Below are 18,079 nucleotides of genomic sequence, written 5' to 3'. Positions count from 1 at the left end.
TGCCCGGCGGCCCCCTCCGCCGGGTAGGAGGTCGCCCCGTGTCTGACATCCCCCAGAGCACCGCCCTCCGGCGCGGTCGCAAACCCCTCGTCTCCTTCGTCGCCCTGGTGCTGGTCGCCGGGCTGGCTTCGGCCATGCCCGCCTCGGCGCTGGCCTACAACACCCGCCCCGAGGTGGCCGAGACCGAGTCGGTGGACGGCCACACCGCCGTCCAGGCCGCCATCGAAGCCGACAGCGCGGCCACCGACGCCGCCGTCACCTCGCTGGAACCGGCCGAGTGGCCGGAGGCGAGCACTACGTCCTTCGACATCGGCGGAACGGAGGCGCGCTCCTTCAGCGCTCCCGCTGAGGAAGAGAACGGAGTGGTGGCACTCGACGCTGTCGAGGGCGCCGACTTCGAGGAATGGACCTCACCTCTTCCAGACGAGGACGAGAGCGCGGTACCGGAGGAGACCGACGAGACCCGCAACGAGCGGCGTGTCCCCGCCGAACCCGAGACGGACAGCGACACGCCGACCACGGGAGAGCCGTCCGGTCCCGAGACAGAAGAGCCTCAGGAGATCGGGCCCAGTCCTCAGCCGGAGGAGCCGCTGCCGGGGGACGGGGGGACCGGAATCGAAGAGGACGAGCCCGCAGCGGAGGCACCCGAGCCCGAGCCGACCGAAGAGCCCGAGGACACCGAGCCGACCGCACCGGAGCCGGTGACCGCCGCCGAGGTGGAGGTCCTGGACCGTGAGGCGGCTTCAGCCCTGGGCGTCTCCGGCCTGGCGCTGCGGGTGACGCGCACCGACGGCTCCGACGCGGTCGGGCCCGTGCGGGTGGAGGTCGATTACACGGACTTCGCCACCGCCTACGGCGCCGACTACGGGTCACGCCTGTCCCTGATCGCCCTGACCGAGTGCGAGGAGGGTACGGAGGAAGCCTGCCTGTCCTCCCACGTCCTGGACTCGGCCAACGACACCGAGTCCCGGACCCTGTCCGCCGTGGTCCCGGCCACCTCGTCGGGTGTCCTGGTCGCAGCGGCCGCCGACGGATCCGGCGAGGAGGGCACCGGTGACTACACCGCCACCTCGCTGAGCCCTTCCTCCACCTGGAACGTCGGACCCCAGACCGGCGACTTCTCCTGGAACTACCCCATGGCCGCCCCGAACACGGCCGGTGGCCTCCAGCCCGACATCAGCCTGTCCTACTCCTCGCAGTCCGTGGACGGGCGCGTGTCGGACACCAACAACCAGACCTCCTGGATCGGCGAGGGCTTCGACTACCACCCCGGCTACATCGAGCGCCGCTACATCACCTGCCAGGACGACGACACCGACATCCCCGACCAGTGCTGGTCGCACCACAACGCCACCCTCAACCTGGGTGGCCGCTCCACCGAGCTGGTCTACGACGACGGCGAGTGGACCCCCCGCAACGACGACGGCTCCAAGGTCGAGCGGCTGACCGGCACCACCAACGGCGACAACGACGGCGAGTACTGGAAGGTCACCACCACCGACGGCACCCAGTACTTCTTCGGTCTCAACCGCCTGCCCGGCCACTCCTCCGGCGACGATGAGACCGACTCGGCCTGGACGGTGCCGGTCTACGGCAACGACTCCGGCGAACCCTGCCACAAGTCCTCCGATGAGGATGCCTGGTGCCAGCAGGCCTGGCGGTGGAACCTGGACTACGTGGTGGACGTGCAGGGCAACGCCCTGTCCCACTACTACGAGGCGGAGACCAACAACTACGGCCGCCATTTCGAGTCCGAGGCCACCCCCTACGACCGCGGCGGCCACCTCAAGCGCACCGAGTACGGCCTGCGCGACGACGACCCCCACGCCACAGCTCCGGCACGGGTGACCTACTCCGTCTCCGAGCGTTGCCTGCCCGAGGACGGCTTCGACTGCGCCGAGGACGAGCGCACCGAGGACAACGCCGAGCACTGGCCCGACACCCCGCTGGACCAGGAGTGCGAGAGCGACTGCGCGGGCCAGCACTCACCCACCTTCTGGATCACCAAGAAGCTCGACACCATCACCACCCAGGTCCACGACGGGGACGAGTACACCACCGTCGACACCTGGAAGCTCAAGCACACGTTCCCCGAACCGGGGGACGGCACCGACCCGGCCCTGTGGCTGGACTCCATCACCCACACCGGGCACGTCGGCGGCACCGAGGCCTACCCGTCCATCACCTTCGGCGGAACACCGATGCCCAATCGCGTCGACTCCACCACCGACGGCCTGGCCCCGATGAACAAGTGGCGTGTCAGCGCCATCTACACCGAGACCGGTGGCCAGGTGGACGTGCGCTACGCCGAGTCCGAATGCGTGGAAGGCGACACTCCCAAGCCGCACGAGAACACGAAGGCCTGCTTCCCGGTGATCCGCTCCCACCAGCCCGGAGCGGATGACATCACCGACTGGTTCGCCAAGTACCCCGTCGTCGCGCTGGTCGAGAAGGACCTGGTCGGCGGACAGCCCGACCAGATCACCAGCTACGACTACGTGGGCGACGGCGCCTGGCGGTACATGGACGACGACGGCTTCGTGGAGGAGGACAGGCGCACGTGGTCGCAGTGGCGCGGCTACGACCGCGTCATCGTGCGCACCGGTCATGAGAACGAGGTGCGGACCGAGACCGAGCACCTGTTCTACCAGGGCATGGACGGCGACCACCTGCCCGACGGAACCCGGTCGGCGGAGGTCACCGACTCCACCGGTGCCAGCGTGACCGACGAGGAGGTCTTCAACGGCCAGCCCCGTGAGGTCATCGTCCGCGACGGCGTGGACGGCGACGTGGTCTCCCGGACCGTCACCACCCCCTGGAAGCGCGAGACCGCCACCAGTTCCCACTCCTGGGACGAGCGCGGCGCGCACATGACCAACACCAAGAGCACGGACGTCCACACCGCGCTGGCAGACGACTCGTTCCGCCAGACCAGCACGGTCAACACCTTCGACTCCTACGGCATGGTCTCCACCGTGCACGACCGGGGCGACGTGGCCGACCCCGACGACGACCAGTGCACCTCCACGGCCTACGCCCGCAACACCGGCAAGCACCTGCTGAGCCTGGTCTCCCACACCCGCACGGTCGCCTCCGACTGCGAGGGCACCCCGTCCGAGGACGAGATCGTCAGCGACACCCGCACCCTCTACGACGGCAAGGGCTTCGGAGAGGCACCCACTCAGGGCCGCCCGACCCAGACTCAGCGGGCCACCGACTACGGCGACGAGGGCGCTGTCTACCAGACGGTCACCACCTCGGAGTTCGACGAGTACGGCCGCGCCGTCGAGGTCACCGACGCGGAGGGCAACACGACCACCACCGCCTACACCTCCGCCCACCCCGGCGGGCACGACGTGAAGGTGGAGACCACCAACGCCCTGGGGCACGTCACCGTCGAGGAGTTCGACGCCCGCTCGCAGCCCGTGGCCGAGATCGACGCCGACGGCAACCGCACCGAACTGGCCTACGACCCGCTCGGCCGGTTGACCGATGTGTGGCTCGCCGACCGCACGGGCTCCAGTGACGCCTCCCCGTCCATGCGGTTCGAATACCACGTGAGTAAGGACGCGCCCACCACGGTCGTCAGCCACAGCCTCAACGCCGACGGGGACTACACCACCAGCTACCAGATCCTCGACGGCTTCCTGCGCGAACGGCAGACCCAGGCCCCCTCGCCTGAGGGCGGGCGGGTCATCACCGACACCTTCCTGGACTCGCGCGGCAACACCGTGATCAAGCGCGAGCCCTACCACAACGAGGAGGATCCGGTCGGGGAACTGTTCGTGGTCAACAACCACGACGAGGTTCCCCGCTGGACCCGTACCGTCTACGACGGCGCAGACCGGGCCACCGACGTCGTCCAGATGTCCCGGGGCGTGGAGCAGTGGCGCACCACCACCGAGCACCACGGCGACCGCACCCTGACCACCACCCCCGAGGGCGGCACGGGGACCACATCCATCACCGACGCCCGCGGCAACGTGGTCGAGCTGCGCAAGCACCACGGTGAGGAGCCCGCGGGGGACTACGACGCGACCGCCTACACCTACACCGCGCGCGGTGAGTTGGAGACCGTCACCGACCCGGGCGGCAACAGCTGGTCCTACGCCTACGACCTGCTGGGCCGGAAGGTCACCGAGACCGACCCCGACACAGGGACGTCGACGTTCGACTACGACGGCCTCGACAGGCTGGTGTCGGCGACCGACGCCCGCGACCAGACACTGCACACCACCTACGACGCCCTGGGCCGCAAGACCCACCTCAGGGAAGGTTCCGCGGACGGGACCGTCCGGGCGTCCTGGGCCTACGACACCGTGGCAACGGGACAGTTGACCTCCTCCACACGCCACGAGGACGGCAACTCCTACACCGACCAGGTGCTCAGCTACGACTCCATGGGGCGTCCGCTGGCCCAGCAGGTGCTGATCCCCGGGGCCGAAGGAGGGCTGGCAGGCCGCTACCTGTTCCGCACCCTGTACAACCCGGACGGCAGCGTCAGCTCCACCGAGTTCCCCGCGGCTGGTGATCTGCCCGGCGAACCCGTCGTGTACGACTACGACGCTCTCGGCAACGTCACTTCGGTCACAGGCAACGATCACATCGTCACCGAGGCGGTCTACTCCAAGGTCGGCAACCTCGTCCAACGCGAGTTCAGCCGCAGGCCCCTGGGCACGGACAAGACCTGGCAGACCCTCGACTTCGACGAGAAGACCAACCGCCTGGACATGGCCAGCGTCGTGCCGGAGATCGGCGAGGGATCGCTGTCCACGAAGACCTACGCCTACGACGACATCGGCAACCTGCTGCGGGTCAGCGACGAGCCCACCAACCCGCAGCGCGCCAGCGACGTGCAGTGCTTCGACTACGACCACCTGCGCCGCCTGAACCAGGTGTGGACGCCGAACGCCACCGGTGAGGCGGCCTGTGCCGCCGAGCCCGATGCTCAGAACCTGGGTGGGGCCGCTCCGTACTGGCACGCCTACACCTACGACGAGACCGGCAACCGTGTCGAGGAGATCCAGTACGCGCCGGGCGGCGGACAGACGACGCGCTCGTACTCGTCCCCGGAGGAGGGGCAGGGTCCTGCTCACGCGATCACCGGCGTGGAGGAGCAGGGTGTTGGTGGGGTCACCGAGCACTCCTACGACTACGACGCGTCCGGGAACATGGTCCGTCGCACCACAGGCGAGCGAGACCAGGTCCTGGAGTGGGGGCCCGAGGGCGAGCTGGCAAGTGCCACCGAGGGTGTGGACAGGACCGAGTACGTCTACGACGCCGCCGGTGAGCGGTTGCTGCGGCGTGCGCACGGGGCCACCACCCTGTACCTTCCGGGCATGGAGGTGACCTGGGACCCGGCCGCGGGAACCGAGGAGGCCACGCGCTACTTCGAGCACGCGGGTGAGACGGTCGCGGCGCGCGAGAACGACGGGGACCTGCACTGGGTGTTCTCCGACCACCACGGCACGGGTGAGATGGCGGTGGACGCGGTCTGGGGAGAGGTCGTTCAACGGCGGATGACCGTGTTCGGTGAGAACCGTGAGGCCGCGGGGGAGTGGCCGGGTGAGCGCGGGTTCGTGGACGGCACGGTGGATGAGTCCACGGGGCTGACCCAGCTGGGTGCGCGAGCGTATGACGCGGCACTGGGTCGGTTCATCTCGGTGGACCCCTTGATGGAGTTGACCGACGCGCAGAAAATGAACGGGTACGTCTACTCGAACAACAGCCCTGCCTCATTTACTGACCCGAACGGCCTGAACTGGAAGGACCTCCTGTCCAACGGGTGGCACCCTTCGATGGGCGGCGCTCTGACGGAGAAATGGAAGAAGCAGGGGAACTGGCACGGTCCGCCTCGCCGACCCAAAAATCCTAAGACTCCTACTGGGTGGCACCCTTCAATGGGTGGCGGTTACGCGGAACAGTGGCGTCGCACCACGGGATTCCGGACGGTGCCTAGGGCTCCAGTGAGCAGGCCCCCACTGGTCAGCCACACCGTTGATCCTCAGACCCAGGCCAACAACGAAGCCAGTTGGTTCTCACAGGCCGGAGACTGGTTCTCCAGCCGGTACACGACTGATGATGGCATGAACTGGGGGAATATTCTCGGAGACGCCGGTTTGGTCCTAGGCGTTGCTGGTATGTTTGCTTGTCCTGTATGCGGTGCTCTTGGTGTGGCGGGTGCTGCCCTTTCGGTTGGAGGCGGTCTATGGAACTTCCAACAAGGAAATGTGGGAGCTGGCATGTGGGGAGTCGCAGGAGGGATTCCTGTGGTTGGTGCCGCAGGCGTCCGTGTTGCGACTGCAGTGCGGGGAGCAAACGCGCAGAGAAAATGGTGGTCCAGTATCACCACTAGCAACGGTGTCATCAGAAAGAGGCCTAAAGTGCACAAGTGGGCCAATAGAACTCTCGATGCTGCCGAGTCTTCTATTTCCAGCTTTGCGAGTAATGCAACTGACGTGCTGGGAAATATTGGGACCCACATAACGATCGGTGGAGTGGCTTACAATGAAGCCAGGGCCTTCCGTAGGAGAGATTAGGATCCTTCTGAAGTGATGCGTGTTGCAGATGCGGCATTCGTTCGACTTATTGGCGTCAGGCGCGTTGTTCCCTTGCTGGTTGGCTTTGCCTCTAGTGGGTTGAGAGAATTTTTTTCCGAAGTAGAAGCAGCAAGACTGTCGGGAAGAGATGGTGATCTTGACCTAGATGAGAACCGAAATCTATGCGCATTGGATGGTGTCCTCGCGGTAGGTTACGCCATCATCCTAAGCCTTCTTGGTATGGGTTTTTATTATGTGGCTTTCGATCTGTTGGGGATTCCGGGGGGAGAAGAATACTCTAATCTGCTGATCCTTGCCGTGATTCTCTTTCTGGCCACAGCAGTAGTGGAGACTATCGATTTTATAAGGGTCTCTCTAATTTTCCGGATATTTGGTGCATCGCACAGGCTCCGGCTGATGGGTCCTCTTGCCTATCTAGGATCCTTTATTCTTGTCTTTGGCCTCATTTTCTGCTTCTATTTTGTTTGGTAGGATTTTCTGGGTGGAGTGTTCGTTCGCCTTTTGGTAAATATGACCACCCTTCAGGCGATGGCTCGTCTGTGGAGTGCACTCCGGGTGTCGCTGCTGCAGTGAGTGCGTGGCCTTTGCGTCACAAAGGCCACTCAGATTTAGTCTCTGGTGTGGATGGTCGGCCGAACTAATCTCGTAGGACGAGAGGATCTGGGAAGTTCGTTTGGGTCTTGAGATGAATGGAAGAGTGGTGTTCAAGAGGTGGTCATCTTTCGTGGTCTCTTGGCTCCTTTTCCTCTTTTTTGGCCTCGGGATTTTTGCGATCGGTGCAGTGTGGCCGGGGGTTGATGGGTACACATTTTGGAATGTGATCACCCTCCTGCTTATTTATCTATTGAGCTCTCTGATTGTTTGGTTCGCTTTCAGTCTTGGTGTGCTTTCCGGCATTGAAGTCAGGGAGGACAGGCTTGTTGTGAAGAAGTTCTTGGGAGAGGTTGAGATCTCACTTGGGGGTGTTTCTGGAGTAGAGTACGTCGGAGGCGTCCAGGTCAGGCTGAAAAACGGCAAGAGGATCAAATGCACCGCATTCCCTGATTCCCTGTACTCGCTCTTGATTGGATACATAAACTTCAGGGGCGTTGCTGCTTCTGTGAAAAAACTGGTGCATGAAAGGATTGGGGAGGGCGGTGGGGGAAGTGAAAAGTGGGCGTTTGAGAGAACCTGCTGGAATGCGAAAGCTCTTCTTTATATCTCGGCTTTCTACTTTTTTGCCTTCCTCGTGGCTTATCTAATACCCTAGGAGGACGAGCGCGCCACGCTCGGTCCTTCTCCGTTGGCTGTGGGTTTGAGATTGGCTCGCCCTGAAGATGCGGCCGGAGACGCCCGTACTGGGGCGGGGTAGGCGGGGTAGGGGACCGGTAACCGTGCTCAGTCCTTCGGGAGTGGCTGAGAGTGGAGGGAGTGCCGTGTTCGTCTTCTTCAGCAACCGTCTGGGCTGTGTCATGTCGCTGGTGGTCTCGGTGGCGCTGACCGCCCTGCTTCTGTTCATCCTCAACTCGCTGGGGTGAGGCGGGAGACGGACGAGGCGGCCGGGACGCCTGCTCCCTGGGAACAGCGACGCCCGGCCGTGGTCCTCGGGGGAGGCGGCCGGGCGTGGGTGGTTCCAGGTGTCAGCGCGAGAGGGCGGTTCTCAGGAAGCCGCTCCACTCGGCGGCAGGAAAGGGGAGGTGTCCGGTGCCGGGGTGCTTGGAGTCGCGGATAGCCGCGCCGCAGGGGAGTTCGGCTACCTCGACACAGTTCTGGTTTTGGGCGCTGTAGCCGCTCTTTCGGAAGCCCGTGGGTACGTGGGCGACCTCGACACAGTCCTGGCCTCTGCCGCTGTAGCTGCTCTTGTAGAACTTGAGTTGGTAGCTCATGTCTGTTTCTCCAGTGACTTGACAGCGTTGCCGATGAACTCGGCCGATTGGGACGTAGACAGTGCTACCCCCTGTAGGTTTCCGAAGGCAACGTTATATTCATCGATCTCTTCGGGGCGTTCCAGGAAGAGGCTTGTAGTAGCCGTTTCCAAGTGCACTATTGGAGTGTCCCTTGGCTCTGGGAAGTCCAGGATCGTGAACGGTCCTTCCATGCCCAGATGCTCGCCTGCCTCGTAGGGCAGTACCTGCACGTCGATGTTGTGCCGTATCGCGAGATGGCCGAGGTGCTCCAACTGCTCGTGCATCACTTCGCGACCACCTACCAGGCGGTGGAGGGCGGCTTCGTCGATCACGGCGGTCATGCGGGGTGGTTTGACCCTGTTGAGGATGCTCTGCCGGTTGATGCGTGCCTCCACGGGACGGGAGACCTCTTCCTCCGAGATTGCTCGACCGCCTTGGAAGATCGCGGCCGCGTACCGAGGGGTCTGGAACAGTCCAGGAATGAGCTGCGCTTGAAAGGTGCGGATTGTGGCGGCCTCAGCTTCCCAGTCCGGCAGCGCGCGTTCACCGAAGACGTCCTTGTACTGCGACCACCAGCCGCTCTGCTTGGCCTGTTGAGCCAGCTCGTGTATCCCGTCGCGTGTCTCCGCGTCCACTGCATAGAAGTCGGCGAGGGCGTCCAAGTCGGTACGGCGCAGGCGTCGTGCCTCGGCGGTCTCCATGCGGCCGAGGGTGGCCCGAGGTACACCTGACCCCTTCGCGGCGGCGTCAAGGGTGAGTTTGGCTTCTGCGCGCAGACTTCGGAGCACGTGACCGAGGCGGCGACGCCGGATGTTCGGGCTCTGCTGGCTCATGGGGGCATCCTATCGGGGCAAAACGGGAGTCTTGTTGGAACCGCTTGACTTACGAGATTCCCATTCTAAGCTAGACAGTGACTGAGCGATCACACACAGCGCTTCGGTCTGAACGCTACGCCCTGCCCGTTCCGCGCATCACGGCATCCGTGAGACTCCTCCAACGGGCACCACGAAACCCCTGCTCACGCCAAGGAGTGTTCTCGTCATGCCCGCGAAAGCCCACGCCCCGATGCCCGTGCCCGCGCTGGGAGAAGCCACGGTCCCGCTGTCCAGCTTCATCCGGCCGGTGCACCGCCACTACTTCACCCGGCAGCCCGAGCGGCCCAACTACCGGATGCGCCGCTACGACTTCGCCGGAACCCCGGCCGTGATGCCGCTGGTCCGCGCGTTCCTGGACACCTGCGCCGCAGCCCAGGACACCGACTACCGCTACCTGTTCACGTTGCTGGGATCGGAGCTGGCCAACAACTCGATTCGCCACAGCCTCTCCGGCCGACCCGGCGGCAGCTACACCCTTCTCGTCCACCGCCACCGCACCGGGCTGCATCTGGCCTGCCGCGACCGGGGCGGCCTGCGCGACAAGGACGCCCGCCTGCAACCCAAGAAGAACGGCCTGAACCTGGACGCCGAATCGGGCCGGGGCCTGGCCATGGTCAACGCCTTCGCCACCGCCTGGGGCGACAACGGCAACGCCCACTACCGCACGGTGTGGTTCTCGCTGGCCTACGACCTCACCGGAAGCCGGTGGAACACCCACACCGACCTCTGACATGCCGCCGACATGAGACGGGCCCAGGAAAGCGTTGCAGCGCTTCTCCCGGGCCCTGAACCCCCAGAAACCAACCCAGACATAGGCAAGAAAAGAGGATCTGATGCAGAACCCTATCCCCTCGCCCCGCCGTTCGGACGACGTTCGACCGATGCCCCGGCTCGTCCCGCCGCTCCCGCGCCGCACCCCGCTCGTCGGCCCGGTCTGCCCGCACTGTGAACACCCCTCCTGCCGGGTTCGCCGTGCCCAGCGCCTGCCCCGCCTGGGCGGCCACCGCTCCGAGTTCTCCCGCGAGCACGCCCAGGCCGCCGCGATCCAGAAGCGCCACCGCCACCTGATCGTCTACTACGGCGAGGCCACGCAGTCCTTCTGGGCGGTCACCCCCACCGGACTCCTCGAAGCCGCGAACGCTGACGCCCTCCTCCTGGCCCTGTGGCCGCACAATGCCCCGTTCATGCCGCCCGCCCTGGCCGTCGAGGCCGTCACTCCCGTACCGGCCTGACCGGTGGCCCCTCCCACCACGGGCCGGAACCGCCGCCAGCGGTTCCGGCCCACCCGTGACTCAGCGGTGGTTCCCGCCGGAGCGTCTACGGCCGGACAACCGCCTACTCCTGCTGGTGGGGCATCCGGATGTTGTACTGGCGCATCTTGCGGTAGACGGTCGCCCGCCCCATCCCCAGCTCGGCGGCGGCCCCGACGACGGTCGCGCCCGGAGCGGTCAGGCAGCGGACGATCTCGTCGCGTTCCACCGCCTGGATGCGGCTGAGGCGGCGCCCGCCGTTGCTCCGGAAGACCTCGGCGGGCAGGTGGTGGACGTCGACCACGTCCGCGCGCAGCGCCGCGTCGCACACCGCCCGCTTCAGCTCGGTGACGTTGCCCGGCCAGTGGTAGTCGGTGAGCGCACGTGAGGCCGCCGGGGTGAAGCCGATCGCCCGACCCCGGGCCCCCTGCGCGAAGTGCCGCGCGAGCGGCAGCACGTCCTCCGGGCGGCGGCGCAGGGCGGGGGCCTCGACCACCGCGTCGACCAGTTCCCGCAGCGCCTCGGGGAGCGCGTCGAAGCTCCGTCCCGTGACCACGAAGGGCTGGGGGCGTCCGCCCCCGCGCCGCGCCCCGGCCAGCAGCCGGGCCAGCTCGCTCGCTCCCCACGCCGGAAGCGCCTCCACCCCGGACACGATCACGCACGTGTCGTCCTTGGCCAGCTCGGGGGTCCAGAGTGTGAGCCAGGAGTCCACGTCCTCCGGGGCGGGCGGACGGGCGTTGAGCACCCTCTCCCGTGCGCTGACCTGCCGCCGCGCGAGCGAGGCCAGGGAGGTCCGGCCCGAACCGGACTCGCCCACGACCGCCAGCGTCCGCCCGCCCACCGCCTCGCGGGCCCCGGCGACGGCGCCGCGCCAGAGCCGTGACGAGCAGGCGTCGGCCTGCCCGCCGCCGGCGGCGCGGAAGCGGAACACCGCGCCCCTGGGCGCGGGCTGGACCCGGCGCCCCGTGCCCCGGGCGAGCATGAGCGCGGACGTGCTCTGCGCGGCGGACTGGGCCAGCGCCAGCAGCAGGGCCGAGGAGGACTCCGACCAGGTGGTCAGGTTGACGCTGCCGACCAGCGTGCCGTCCGCCGGGTCCAGGACCGGAGCGGCGGCGCAGGTGTACCCGCGCAGCCCCGTGCAGTAGTGCTCCTCCGCCCTGACCAGCGACGGCGCGCGGTCGGCCAGGGCCAGCCCGAGGCCGTTGGTGCCCGCGTCGCGTTCGGCGTAGGAGAACCCGGGCGCGAGGTGGACCCGGTCCAGGGAGCGCAGGATCGCCGCGTCGTTGGCGAGCCTGCTCAGCACCAGCCCCTCGCTGTCGGTGATCATCAGGCTCACCGGCTCGTTGGCGATGGTGCGCTGGATGCCCCGCAGGACCTCGTTGCCGCACTCGTAGAACAGCGACTCCGTGTCCACGGAACCGGTGAAGGCGGGCTCCACCCGTTCGGCGGAGACGCCGTAGTGCTCGCTGCGCCGCCACGAGGCGCGCAGCCGGGGGGCTTTCGCCGGTGTCCGTCCGGCGGTGTCGGTGGGTGCGTGTCTGGGCGGTGAACACGTCCGGTCGTGCACGTCGGCCTCCAGGGGTTCTCTGGCCGCGACCTGGGCGGACGGTCGGTACACCCGCCCGGGCCGCGTGACGGCCAGGTTACTCGTCCGTGTCCTGGACGCCTCGGAGCGGCTGTCTCAAACTGAGACACGCGACACAGTCCGGAGTTGCGTACGTCTCCCTAGTCTTCCAGCGAAACGGCCGACTCGACCCGGCCTAGTGGGAGGAAGCATGTACAGCAAGGACGGCGAGAACTACTTCGTCGTGGACGCGCACGTCGCCCTGTGGGACGCGCGTCCCGAGAACCAGCTCAACATCCACGGCAAGCAGTTCATCGACTGCTTCTACGACTACCACCGCAACCTCGGCCCGGAGTCGGAGCTGTGGCCGTACGAGGACTTCCTCTACTACGGCGGCGAGCGCCTGATGCGCGACCTGTTCACCGACGGCTACGTCGACCACGCCATCTTCCAGCCCGCCCACCTGGGGGCCTTCTACCGCAACGGGTTCGGGCAGGCCGAGGAGGCCTTCGCGCTCACCCAGGCCCACCCCGACAAGCTCACCTACAACCACTGCTGGGACCCGCGCTTCGAGGAGGAGGGGCTGGAGTGGCTGCGCCGCGACGCCGAGCGGTTCGGGCTCCAGGGGGTCAAGCTCTACACCGCCGAGTGGAAGGAGGGCTCGCGCGGGTACAAGCTGGACGACCCGTGGACCTACCGCTACCTGGAGACCTGCCAGGAACTCGGCATCCGCAACATCCACGTCCACAAGGGGCCCACGATCCGGCCGCTGGACCGCGACGCCTTCGACGTGGCCGACGTGGACCACGCGGCGACCGACTTCCCCGACCTCAACTTCGTGGTGGAGCACTGCGGGCTGCCCCGCCTGGAGGACTTCTGCTGGATCGCGACCCAGGAGCCCAACGTGCACGCGGGCCTGGCCGTGGCGATCCCCTTCATCCACACGCGGCCGCGCTACTTCGCGCAGATCCTCGGCGAGCTGCTGTACTGGCTGGACGAGGACCGCATCCAGTTCTCCAGCGACTACGCCCTGTGGACCCCGCGCTGGCTGGTCGAGAAGTTCGTGGACTTCCAGATCCCCGAGGACATGACCGAGTACGCGCCGGTCACCGTGGACCAGAAGAAGAAGATCCTCGGGCTCAACGCGGCCGCGATGTACGGCATCGAGGTGCCCGAGGGGCTGGGTCTGGCCGCCGACACCGACACCAAGGCGGTGGCCTGACATGCGCCCGCCCGGACACACCGAACTGGAGCGCCCGCTCCCGGAACGCACGGAGACCGCGCACACGGCCCCCGAACCCGGGACTCCGGAGGACGCGGAGTTGGAGCGGGCGGCGCTGCGGGCGCTGGACGCGGTGTACGACCCCGAGCTGGACGAGCCCGTCACCGACCTGGGCTTCGTCCGCTCGGTCAGGGCCGACGGCGGCGCGCTCACCGTCCACCTGCGGCTGCCCACCTCGTTCTGCGCGCCCAACTTCGCCTACCTCATGGCCTCCGACGCCAAGGACGTGCTCACCGACCTGCCCGGCGTGCGCCGGGTCTCGGTCCTCCTCGACGACCACCACGACTCGGACAGGATCAACCGCGGCCTGGCCGCGGACGCGGGCTACCGCGGCACGTTCGGGGACGAGGCCCGCGAGGACCTGGAGGAGCTGCGCCTGGTCTTCCGGCGCAAGGCCCACGCCGCCGCGATGGAGCGCGCGCTGACCCTGCTGCTGCGCGCGGACCCAGGCCTGGCCGAGGAGGACCTGCACGACCTCACCCTCGCCGACCTGCCCGACGACCGGGCCGGGCGGGCGCTGCTGCGGCGCCGCGCGGCGCTCGGGCTGGACGACGACCCGACCGCGCGCGTGCTCGTGGACGACCACGGCGACCCCTTCCCCCGTGAGGAGGTTCCGCTGCGGCTGCGGTTCGCCCGCTCCACCCGGATCTCCATCGAGGGCAACTCGCACTTCTGCCGCGGGCTGCTGCGCACCCGCTACCCCGGGTCGGAGGCCGACCAGGCCCCGCCCGCCCACACACTTCCGCTCACCGTCCAAGCGAGGAACTCATGAAGGCAGTCCAGGTCGTCGGCTACGGCCAGAACCTGCGCATGGAGGAGGTGCCCGCCCCGGAGGTCACCGGTCCCTTCGACGTCATCGTCAGGATCGGCGGCGCCGGAGTGTGCCGCACCGACATCCACATCCTGGAGGGTCAGTGGGCACAGAAGTCCGGCGTCACCCTGCCCTACACGATCGGCCACGAGAACGCCGGATGGGTGCACGCCGTGGGCAGCGGCGTCACCAACGTCTCCGAGGGCGACAAGGTCATCGTGCACCCGCTGATCACCTGCGGCCTGTGCCGGGCCTGCCGCTCCGGTGACGACGTCCACTGCGAGAACAACCTCTTCCCCGGCATCGACACGGCCGGGGGCTACGCCGAGTACCTCAAGACCTCCGCGCGCAGCGTGGTGCGCATCGACGACTCCCTCGAACCCTCCGACGTGGCCGCGCTCGCCGACGCCGGACTGACGGCCTACCACGCCGCGGCCAAGGCCGCGCGCCGTCTGCGCCCCGGCGACCGCTGCGCGGTGATCGGCGCCGGAGGCCTCGGGCACATCGGCATCCAGTTGCTCAAGGCGATCACCGCGGCCGAGATCATCGCGGTGGACCGCAACGCCAACGCGGTCGCCCTGGCCACCTCGATCGGCGCCGACCACGGGGTGGTCGCGGACGGCACGCAGGTCGAGCAGGTCCTCGAACTCACCGGCGGCCACGGCGCCGAGGTCGTCATCGACTTCGTGGGGGAGGGCGGGGCGACCTCGGACGGGGTGCGGTTCCTGCGCCGCGCCGGGGACTACCACGTCGTCGGGTACGGCGAGAACATCGACGTGCCGACGATCGACGTCATCTCGGCGGAGATCAACTTCGTCGGCAACCTCGTCGGCTCCTACAACGACCTGTGCGAGCTGATGGTGCTGGCGGCGCGGGGACACGTGCGGCTGCACACCAGCAAGTACCCGCTCGACCGCTTCCAGGACGCGCTGGACGACCTCGACGCCGGGCGTATCCGGGGCCGCGCGATCCTCGTCCCGTAGAGGGACCTCCGACCACGCCGGGAGGAAACACCCGGTCGGGCTCACGGGTCCGGCCGGGCCCGCGGCGGCACGCCGGGTCCGTCCGAGGTGAGGGGCGGTCCGCGTCGAGGGGACGGATCCGTCTCCGCCGGAGGGCGGAAGGGGAGGCCCGGCGTGCCCGCCGCGCCCGTTCGCGTGCTGCCGGGACGTGACGCCGGTGCGCGGCGGGGTGTTCTGGCACGGGCGGTGCGTTCCGGTCGCGAGCGGAGGCGTCCCGACGCGGGCGTTGCGCCACGGTCGTGAGCGGGGGCGTTCTGGCACGGACGGTGCATCTCGGTTGTAGTCAGTGCGTCCGGATTGTGAGCTGGGTGTCCCGGCGCAGGTGGGGTTTCCCGGTGGGGCGGTGCGTCCCGGCGCGGGCGGTGACCTGGCGCAGGCGGGTGCGGCCCCGGGCGCGCACGGGGCGTTCCGGCGCAGTGGCGGTCTGTTCAGTGGGGGTATTGGTCGGAAAGCGCTTGCCTTGTAATGTGGGCCACCCCCGCTGTTCAAGGAGGCGTGCCCATGGGGATCCCCCCGCGTTCCGTCCGAAGAACGAGTCCGCTGTTCGCGGGCGTATGCGCCCTGGTGATGGCCGCGAGTTCCGCCGCGCTGGCCGAACCGGGAGGAGGCCCCGGCATCCAGCTCGAACGGCTGGATCGCGGCCTGGTCGCTGTCGACACCCCGGAAGGCGTTTTCCTTAGCTGGCGCCTGCTGGCCTCCGAGGTCGGCGGACCCACCGACTCCGGGCTCCGGGGCCCGCAGTTCCGGGTGTACCGGGACGGCCGGGTCGTCGGGATGGTGCGCGACAGCACCAACTTCCTGGACGGGGAGGGCGGCGCCGACTCCGAGTACCGGGTGGTCCCCGTCCCCCGGGGAAGGCCGGGCGTCGGCCCCGAGGGCGAGGCCGCCGTGTGGGCCGAAGGCCACCACGACCTGCCGCTCCGCAAACCCGAGGGCGGCACCACCCCGGCGGGGGAGGAGTACGGCTACACCGCCAACGACGTCAGCGTCGGCGACGTGGACGGAGACGGACAGTACGAGTTCGTCGTCAAGTGGGACCCCACCAACTCCAAGGACGTCTCGCAGCGGGGCTACACCGGCCCGACGTACGTGGACACCTACACACTGGACGGCGAGCTGCTGCACCGCATCGACCTGGGCGTCAACATCCGGTCGGGCGCGCACTACACGCAGTTCGTCGTCTACGACCTCGACGGCGACGGCCGCTCAGAGATCATGCTCAAGACCGCCCCGGGCACCAGAACACTGACCTTCGACGGGGACGGGGAGGCCTCCGGCGACCACATCACCCTGCCGGAGGAGGACGTCGAGGCCGGGGTCGGGCACGGCGACGACTACCGGATGAGCGCCGAGGACTACCGCGAGCACGTCGTGGCCGTGTTCCGGGGCTGGCACGAGCACCCCGAGGTGGTGGCCGGGAACTGGCCCGCCACCCTGGAGGAGGCCTTCGGCGGGGAACCCCGTTACGACTACCCCCTGAGCGAGGCGGACGCCGGGGCCCTCGCGGACTTCTTCCTCGACGAGTACGCGCCCTCGCGCAGCGCGCGCAACGAGCTGCGCGAGTTCGAGGGCTTCGTCGTGGACGGCCCCGAGTACCTGACGGTGTTCGACGGCGAGACCGGCGCGGAGCTGGACACCGTCCGCTACGAACCGGGCCGGGGCGACGACGGCCTGATGTGGGGCGACTACGCGATGGCGCGCATCGAGCCGGGCAACCGGGTGGACCGGCTGCTGTCCGGAGTGGCCTACCTGGACGGCACCCGCCCGTCGGCGGTGTTCGCCCGGGGCTACTACACGCGCTCGGCCGTGGCCGCCTACGACTTCGACGGCGAGGACATCAGAACGCGCTGGATCGCGGACAGCGGGCACGTGCCGATGGACAACCCGTTCGACGCCTCACCGCACGGCGGTCGGGGCTCCTATCCCGACATGGGCACGCTGGCCGGTCAGGGCTTCCACTCCTTCGGCGTGGCCGACGTGGACGCCGACGGGCGTCAGGAGATCGTCTACGGCTCCGCGACCCTGGACGACGACGGGTCGCTGCTGTACTCCTCGCACGCCGAGGGGCCGCCCGGGAGCGCCATCGAGGGCGAGACGGCCAAGCTCGGGCACGGCGACGCGATGCACGTGGGCGACCTCGACCCGGAGCGCGAGGGCCTGGAGATCTGGACCGTGCACGAGGGCGGCGCGAGCGCGCCGTACGGGTTCGCGATGCGCGACGCCGCCACCGGCGAGGTGCTGTTCGGCGGGTACACGGGCACCGACACCGGCCGGGGCATGGTCGGCGACGTCGATCCGGACGTCCCCGGCCTGGAGGCGTGGTCCTCGATGCCGCCCGGCGGTGGTGGCGAGGCGGGCCTGTGGAGCGCGGACGGGGAGTTCCTGGGCGACCGCACCCCCGGGACGAACATGAGCATCCGCTGGTCCGCCGACATGACCACGCAGATCGTCGAGGGCACCGAGGACCCCGGGATCGAGGACTGGCGGCGCGGCACCCTGCTCACAGCCGAGGGCACGCTCACCAACAACGGGACGAAGGGCAACCCCGCCCTGGTCGCGGACGTGCTCGGCGACTGGCGCGAGGAACTGGTCCTGCGTACGGAGGACAGCGGAGCGCTGCGGATCCTCACCAGCACCGAGGTGACCGGACACCGGCTGCACACCCTCATGCACGACCCGCAGTACCGGGCGGACGTGGCCCGGCAGCAGACCGGCTACAACCAGCCCGCGTACCCGTCCTTCCACCTGGGCGCGGACACCGACTGGGCGCGGGTGCAGGTCCCCGACGCCGTCTTCCCGGAGTAGGAGCGGGCGGGTGCGTGCCCCGGC

General features: G+C 68.1%; 12 protein-coding genes. 9 read left to right on the top strand and 3 right to left on the bottom strand.

Annotated elements, in window-relative coordinates; translation table 11 throughout:
- The first annotated feature begins 38 nt into the window (after positions 1-38).
- The 3 genes from ACSTA4_RS22605 to ACSTA4_RS22595 all read left to right on the top strand — a co-directional run bounded on the left by ACSTA4_RS22605 (position 39) and on the right by ACSTA4_RS22595 (position 7,809).
- Positions 39-6,539 carry an RHS repeat-associated core domain-containing protein gene (locus ACSTA4_RS22605; protein WP_444960925.1) on the top strand — a complete coding sequence of 2,167 codons (6,501 nt, stop codon included), beginning with the start codon at positions 39-41 and terminating at the stop codon, positions 6,537-6,539.
- A gap of 15 nt (positions 6,540-6,554) precedes the next feature.
- Positions 6,555-7,031, top strand: coding sequence for a hypothetical protein (locus ACSTA4_RS22600; RefSeq protein WP_444960924.1), 477 nt, complete (start codon positions 6,555-6,557; stop codon positions 7,029-7,031).
- Between the two features lie 202 nt (positions 7,032-7,233).
- Positions 7,234-7,809, top strand: a complete 576-nt coding sequence (locus ACSTA4_RS22595) for a hypothetical protein (RefSeq protein ID WP_444960923.1) — start codon at positions 7,234-7,236, stop codon at positions 7,807-7,809.
- 370 nt (positions 7,810-8,179) lie between these two features.
- Here ACSTA4_RS22595 and ACSTA4_RS22590 read toward each other — a convergent pair whose 3' ends face one another.
- Together ACSTA4_RS22590 and ACSTA4_RS22585 are read right to left on the bottom strand one after the other, a co-directional pair.
- Entirely contained in the window at positions 8,180-8,425 is a 246-nt protein-coding gene (locus ACSTA4_RS22590) for a DUF397 domain-containing protein (RefSeq protein WP_444960922.1), read from the bottom strand.
- Positions 8,422-9,279 carry a helix-turn-helix domain-containing protein gene (locus ACSTA4_RS22585; RefSeq protein ID WP_444960921.1) on the bottom strand — a complete coding sequence of 286 codons (858 nt, stop codon included), beginning with the start codon at positions 9,277-9,279 and terminating at the stop codon, positions 8,422-8,424. Before ACSTA4_RS22585 ends, ACSTA4_RS22590 begins: the two co-directional genes overlap by 4 nt.
- A gap of 208 nt (positions 9,280-9,487) precedes the next feature.
- Between ACSTA4_RS22585 and ACSTA4_RS22580 the strand changes: the two genes are divergently transcribed.
- A complete protein-coding gene (locus ACSTA4_RS22580) occupies positions 9,488-10,051 on the top strand; it encodes an ATP-binding protein (protein ID WP_444960920.1) in 564 nt (187 codons plus the stop codon).
- Between the two features lie 103 nt (positions 10,052-10,154).
- A complete protein-coding gene (locus ACSTA4_RS22575; RefSeq protein WP_444960919.1) occupies positions 10,155-10,553 on the top strand; it encodes a hypothetical protein in 399 nt (132 codons plus the stop codon).
- Positions 10,554-10,656: 103 nt separating this feature from the next.
- On the opposite strand, the gene ACSTA4_RS22570 is transcribed toward ACSTA4_RS22575, so the two are convergent.
- Positions 10,657-12,189 (bottom strand): helix-turn-helix domain-containing protein, encoded by a 1,533-nt coding sequence (locus ACSTA4_RS22570; protein WP_444960918.1) that lies wholly within the window; start codon positions 12,187-12,189, stop codon positions 10,657-10,659.
- Positions 12,190-12,346: 157 nt separating this feature from the next.
- Here ACSTA4_RS22570 and ACSTA4_RS22565 point away from each other — a divergent pair, with 157 nt between their 5' ends.
- The 4 genes from ACSTA4_RS22565 (at position 12,347) to ACSTA4_RS22550 (ending at position 18,055) form a co-directional block, all read left to right on the top strand.
- Positions 12,347-13,357 carry an amidohydrolase family protein gene (locus tag ACSTA4_RS22565; protein ID WP_444960917.1) on the top strand — a complete coding sequence of 337 codons (1,011 nt, stop codon included), beginning with the start codon at positions 12,347-12,349 and terminating at the stop codon, positions 13,355-13,357.
- 1 nt (position 13,358) lies between these two features.
- The gene (locus tag ACSTA4_RS22560; RefSeq protein ID WP_444960916.1) at positions 13,359-14,189 is read left to right on the top strand and encodes an iron-sulfur cluster assembly protein; all 831 of its coding nucleotides are present in this window, start codon (positions 13,359-13,361) and stop codon (positions 14,187-14,189) included.
- On the top strand, positions 14,186-15,211 hold the full coding sequence (locus tag ACSTA4_RS22555; RefSeq protein ID WP_444960915.1) for an NAD(P)-dependent alcohol dehydrogenase: 1,026 nt from the start codon (positions 14,186-14,188) through the stop codon (positions 15,209-15,211). Before ACSTA4_RS22560 ends, ACSTA4_RS22555 begins: the two co-directional genes overlap by 4 nt.
- Before the next feature lie 540 nt (positions 15,212-15,751).
- Complete coding sequence (locus ACSTA4_RS22550) at positions 15,752-18,055, top strand: rhamnogalacturonan lyase (RefSeq protein ID WP_444960914.1); 2,304 nt, start codon at positions 15,752-15,754, stop codon at positions 18,053-18,055.
- Positions 18,056-18,079: the final 24 nt, after the last annotated feature.

The organism is Nocardiopsis sp. M1B1 (assembly GCF_052466615.1).
This window is presented reverse-complemented; position numbering and strand designations above follow the sequence as displayed.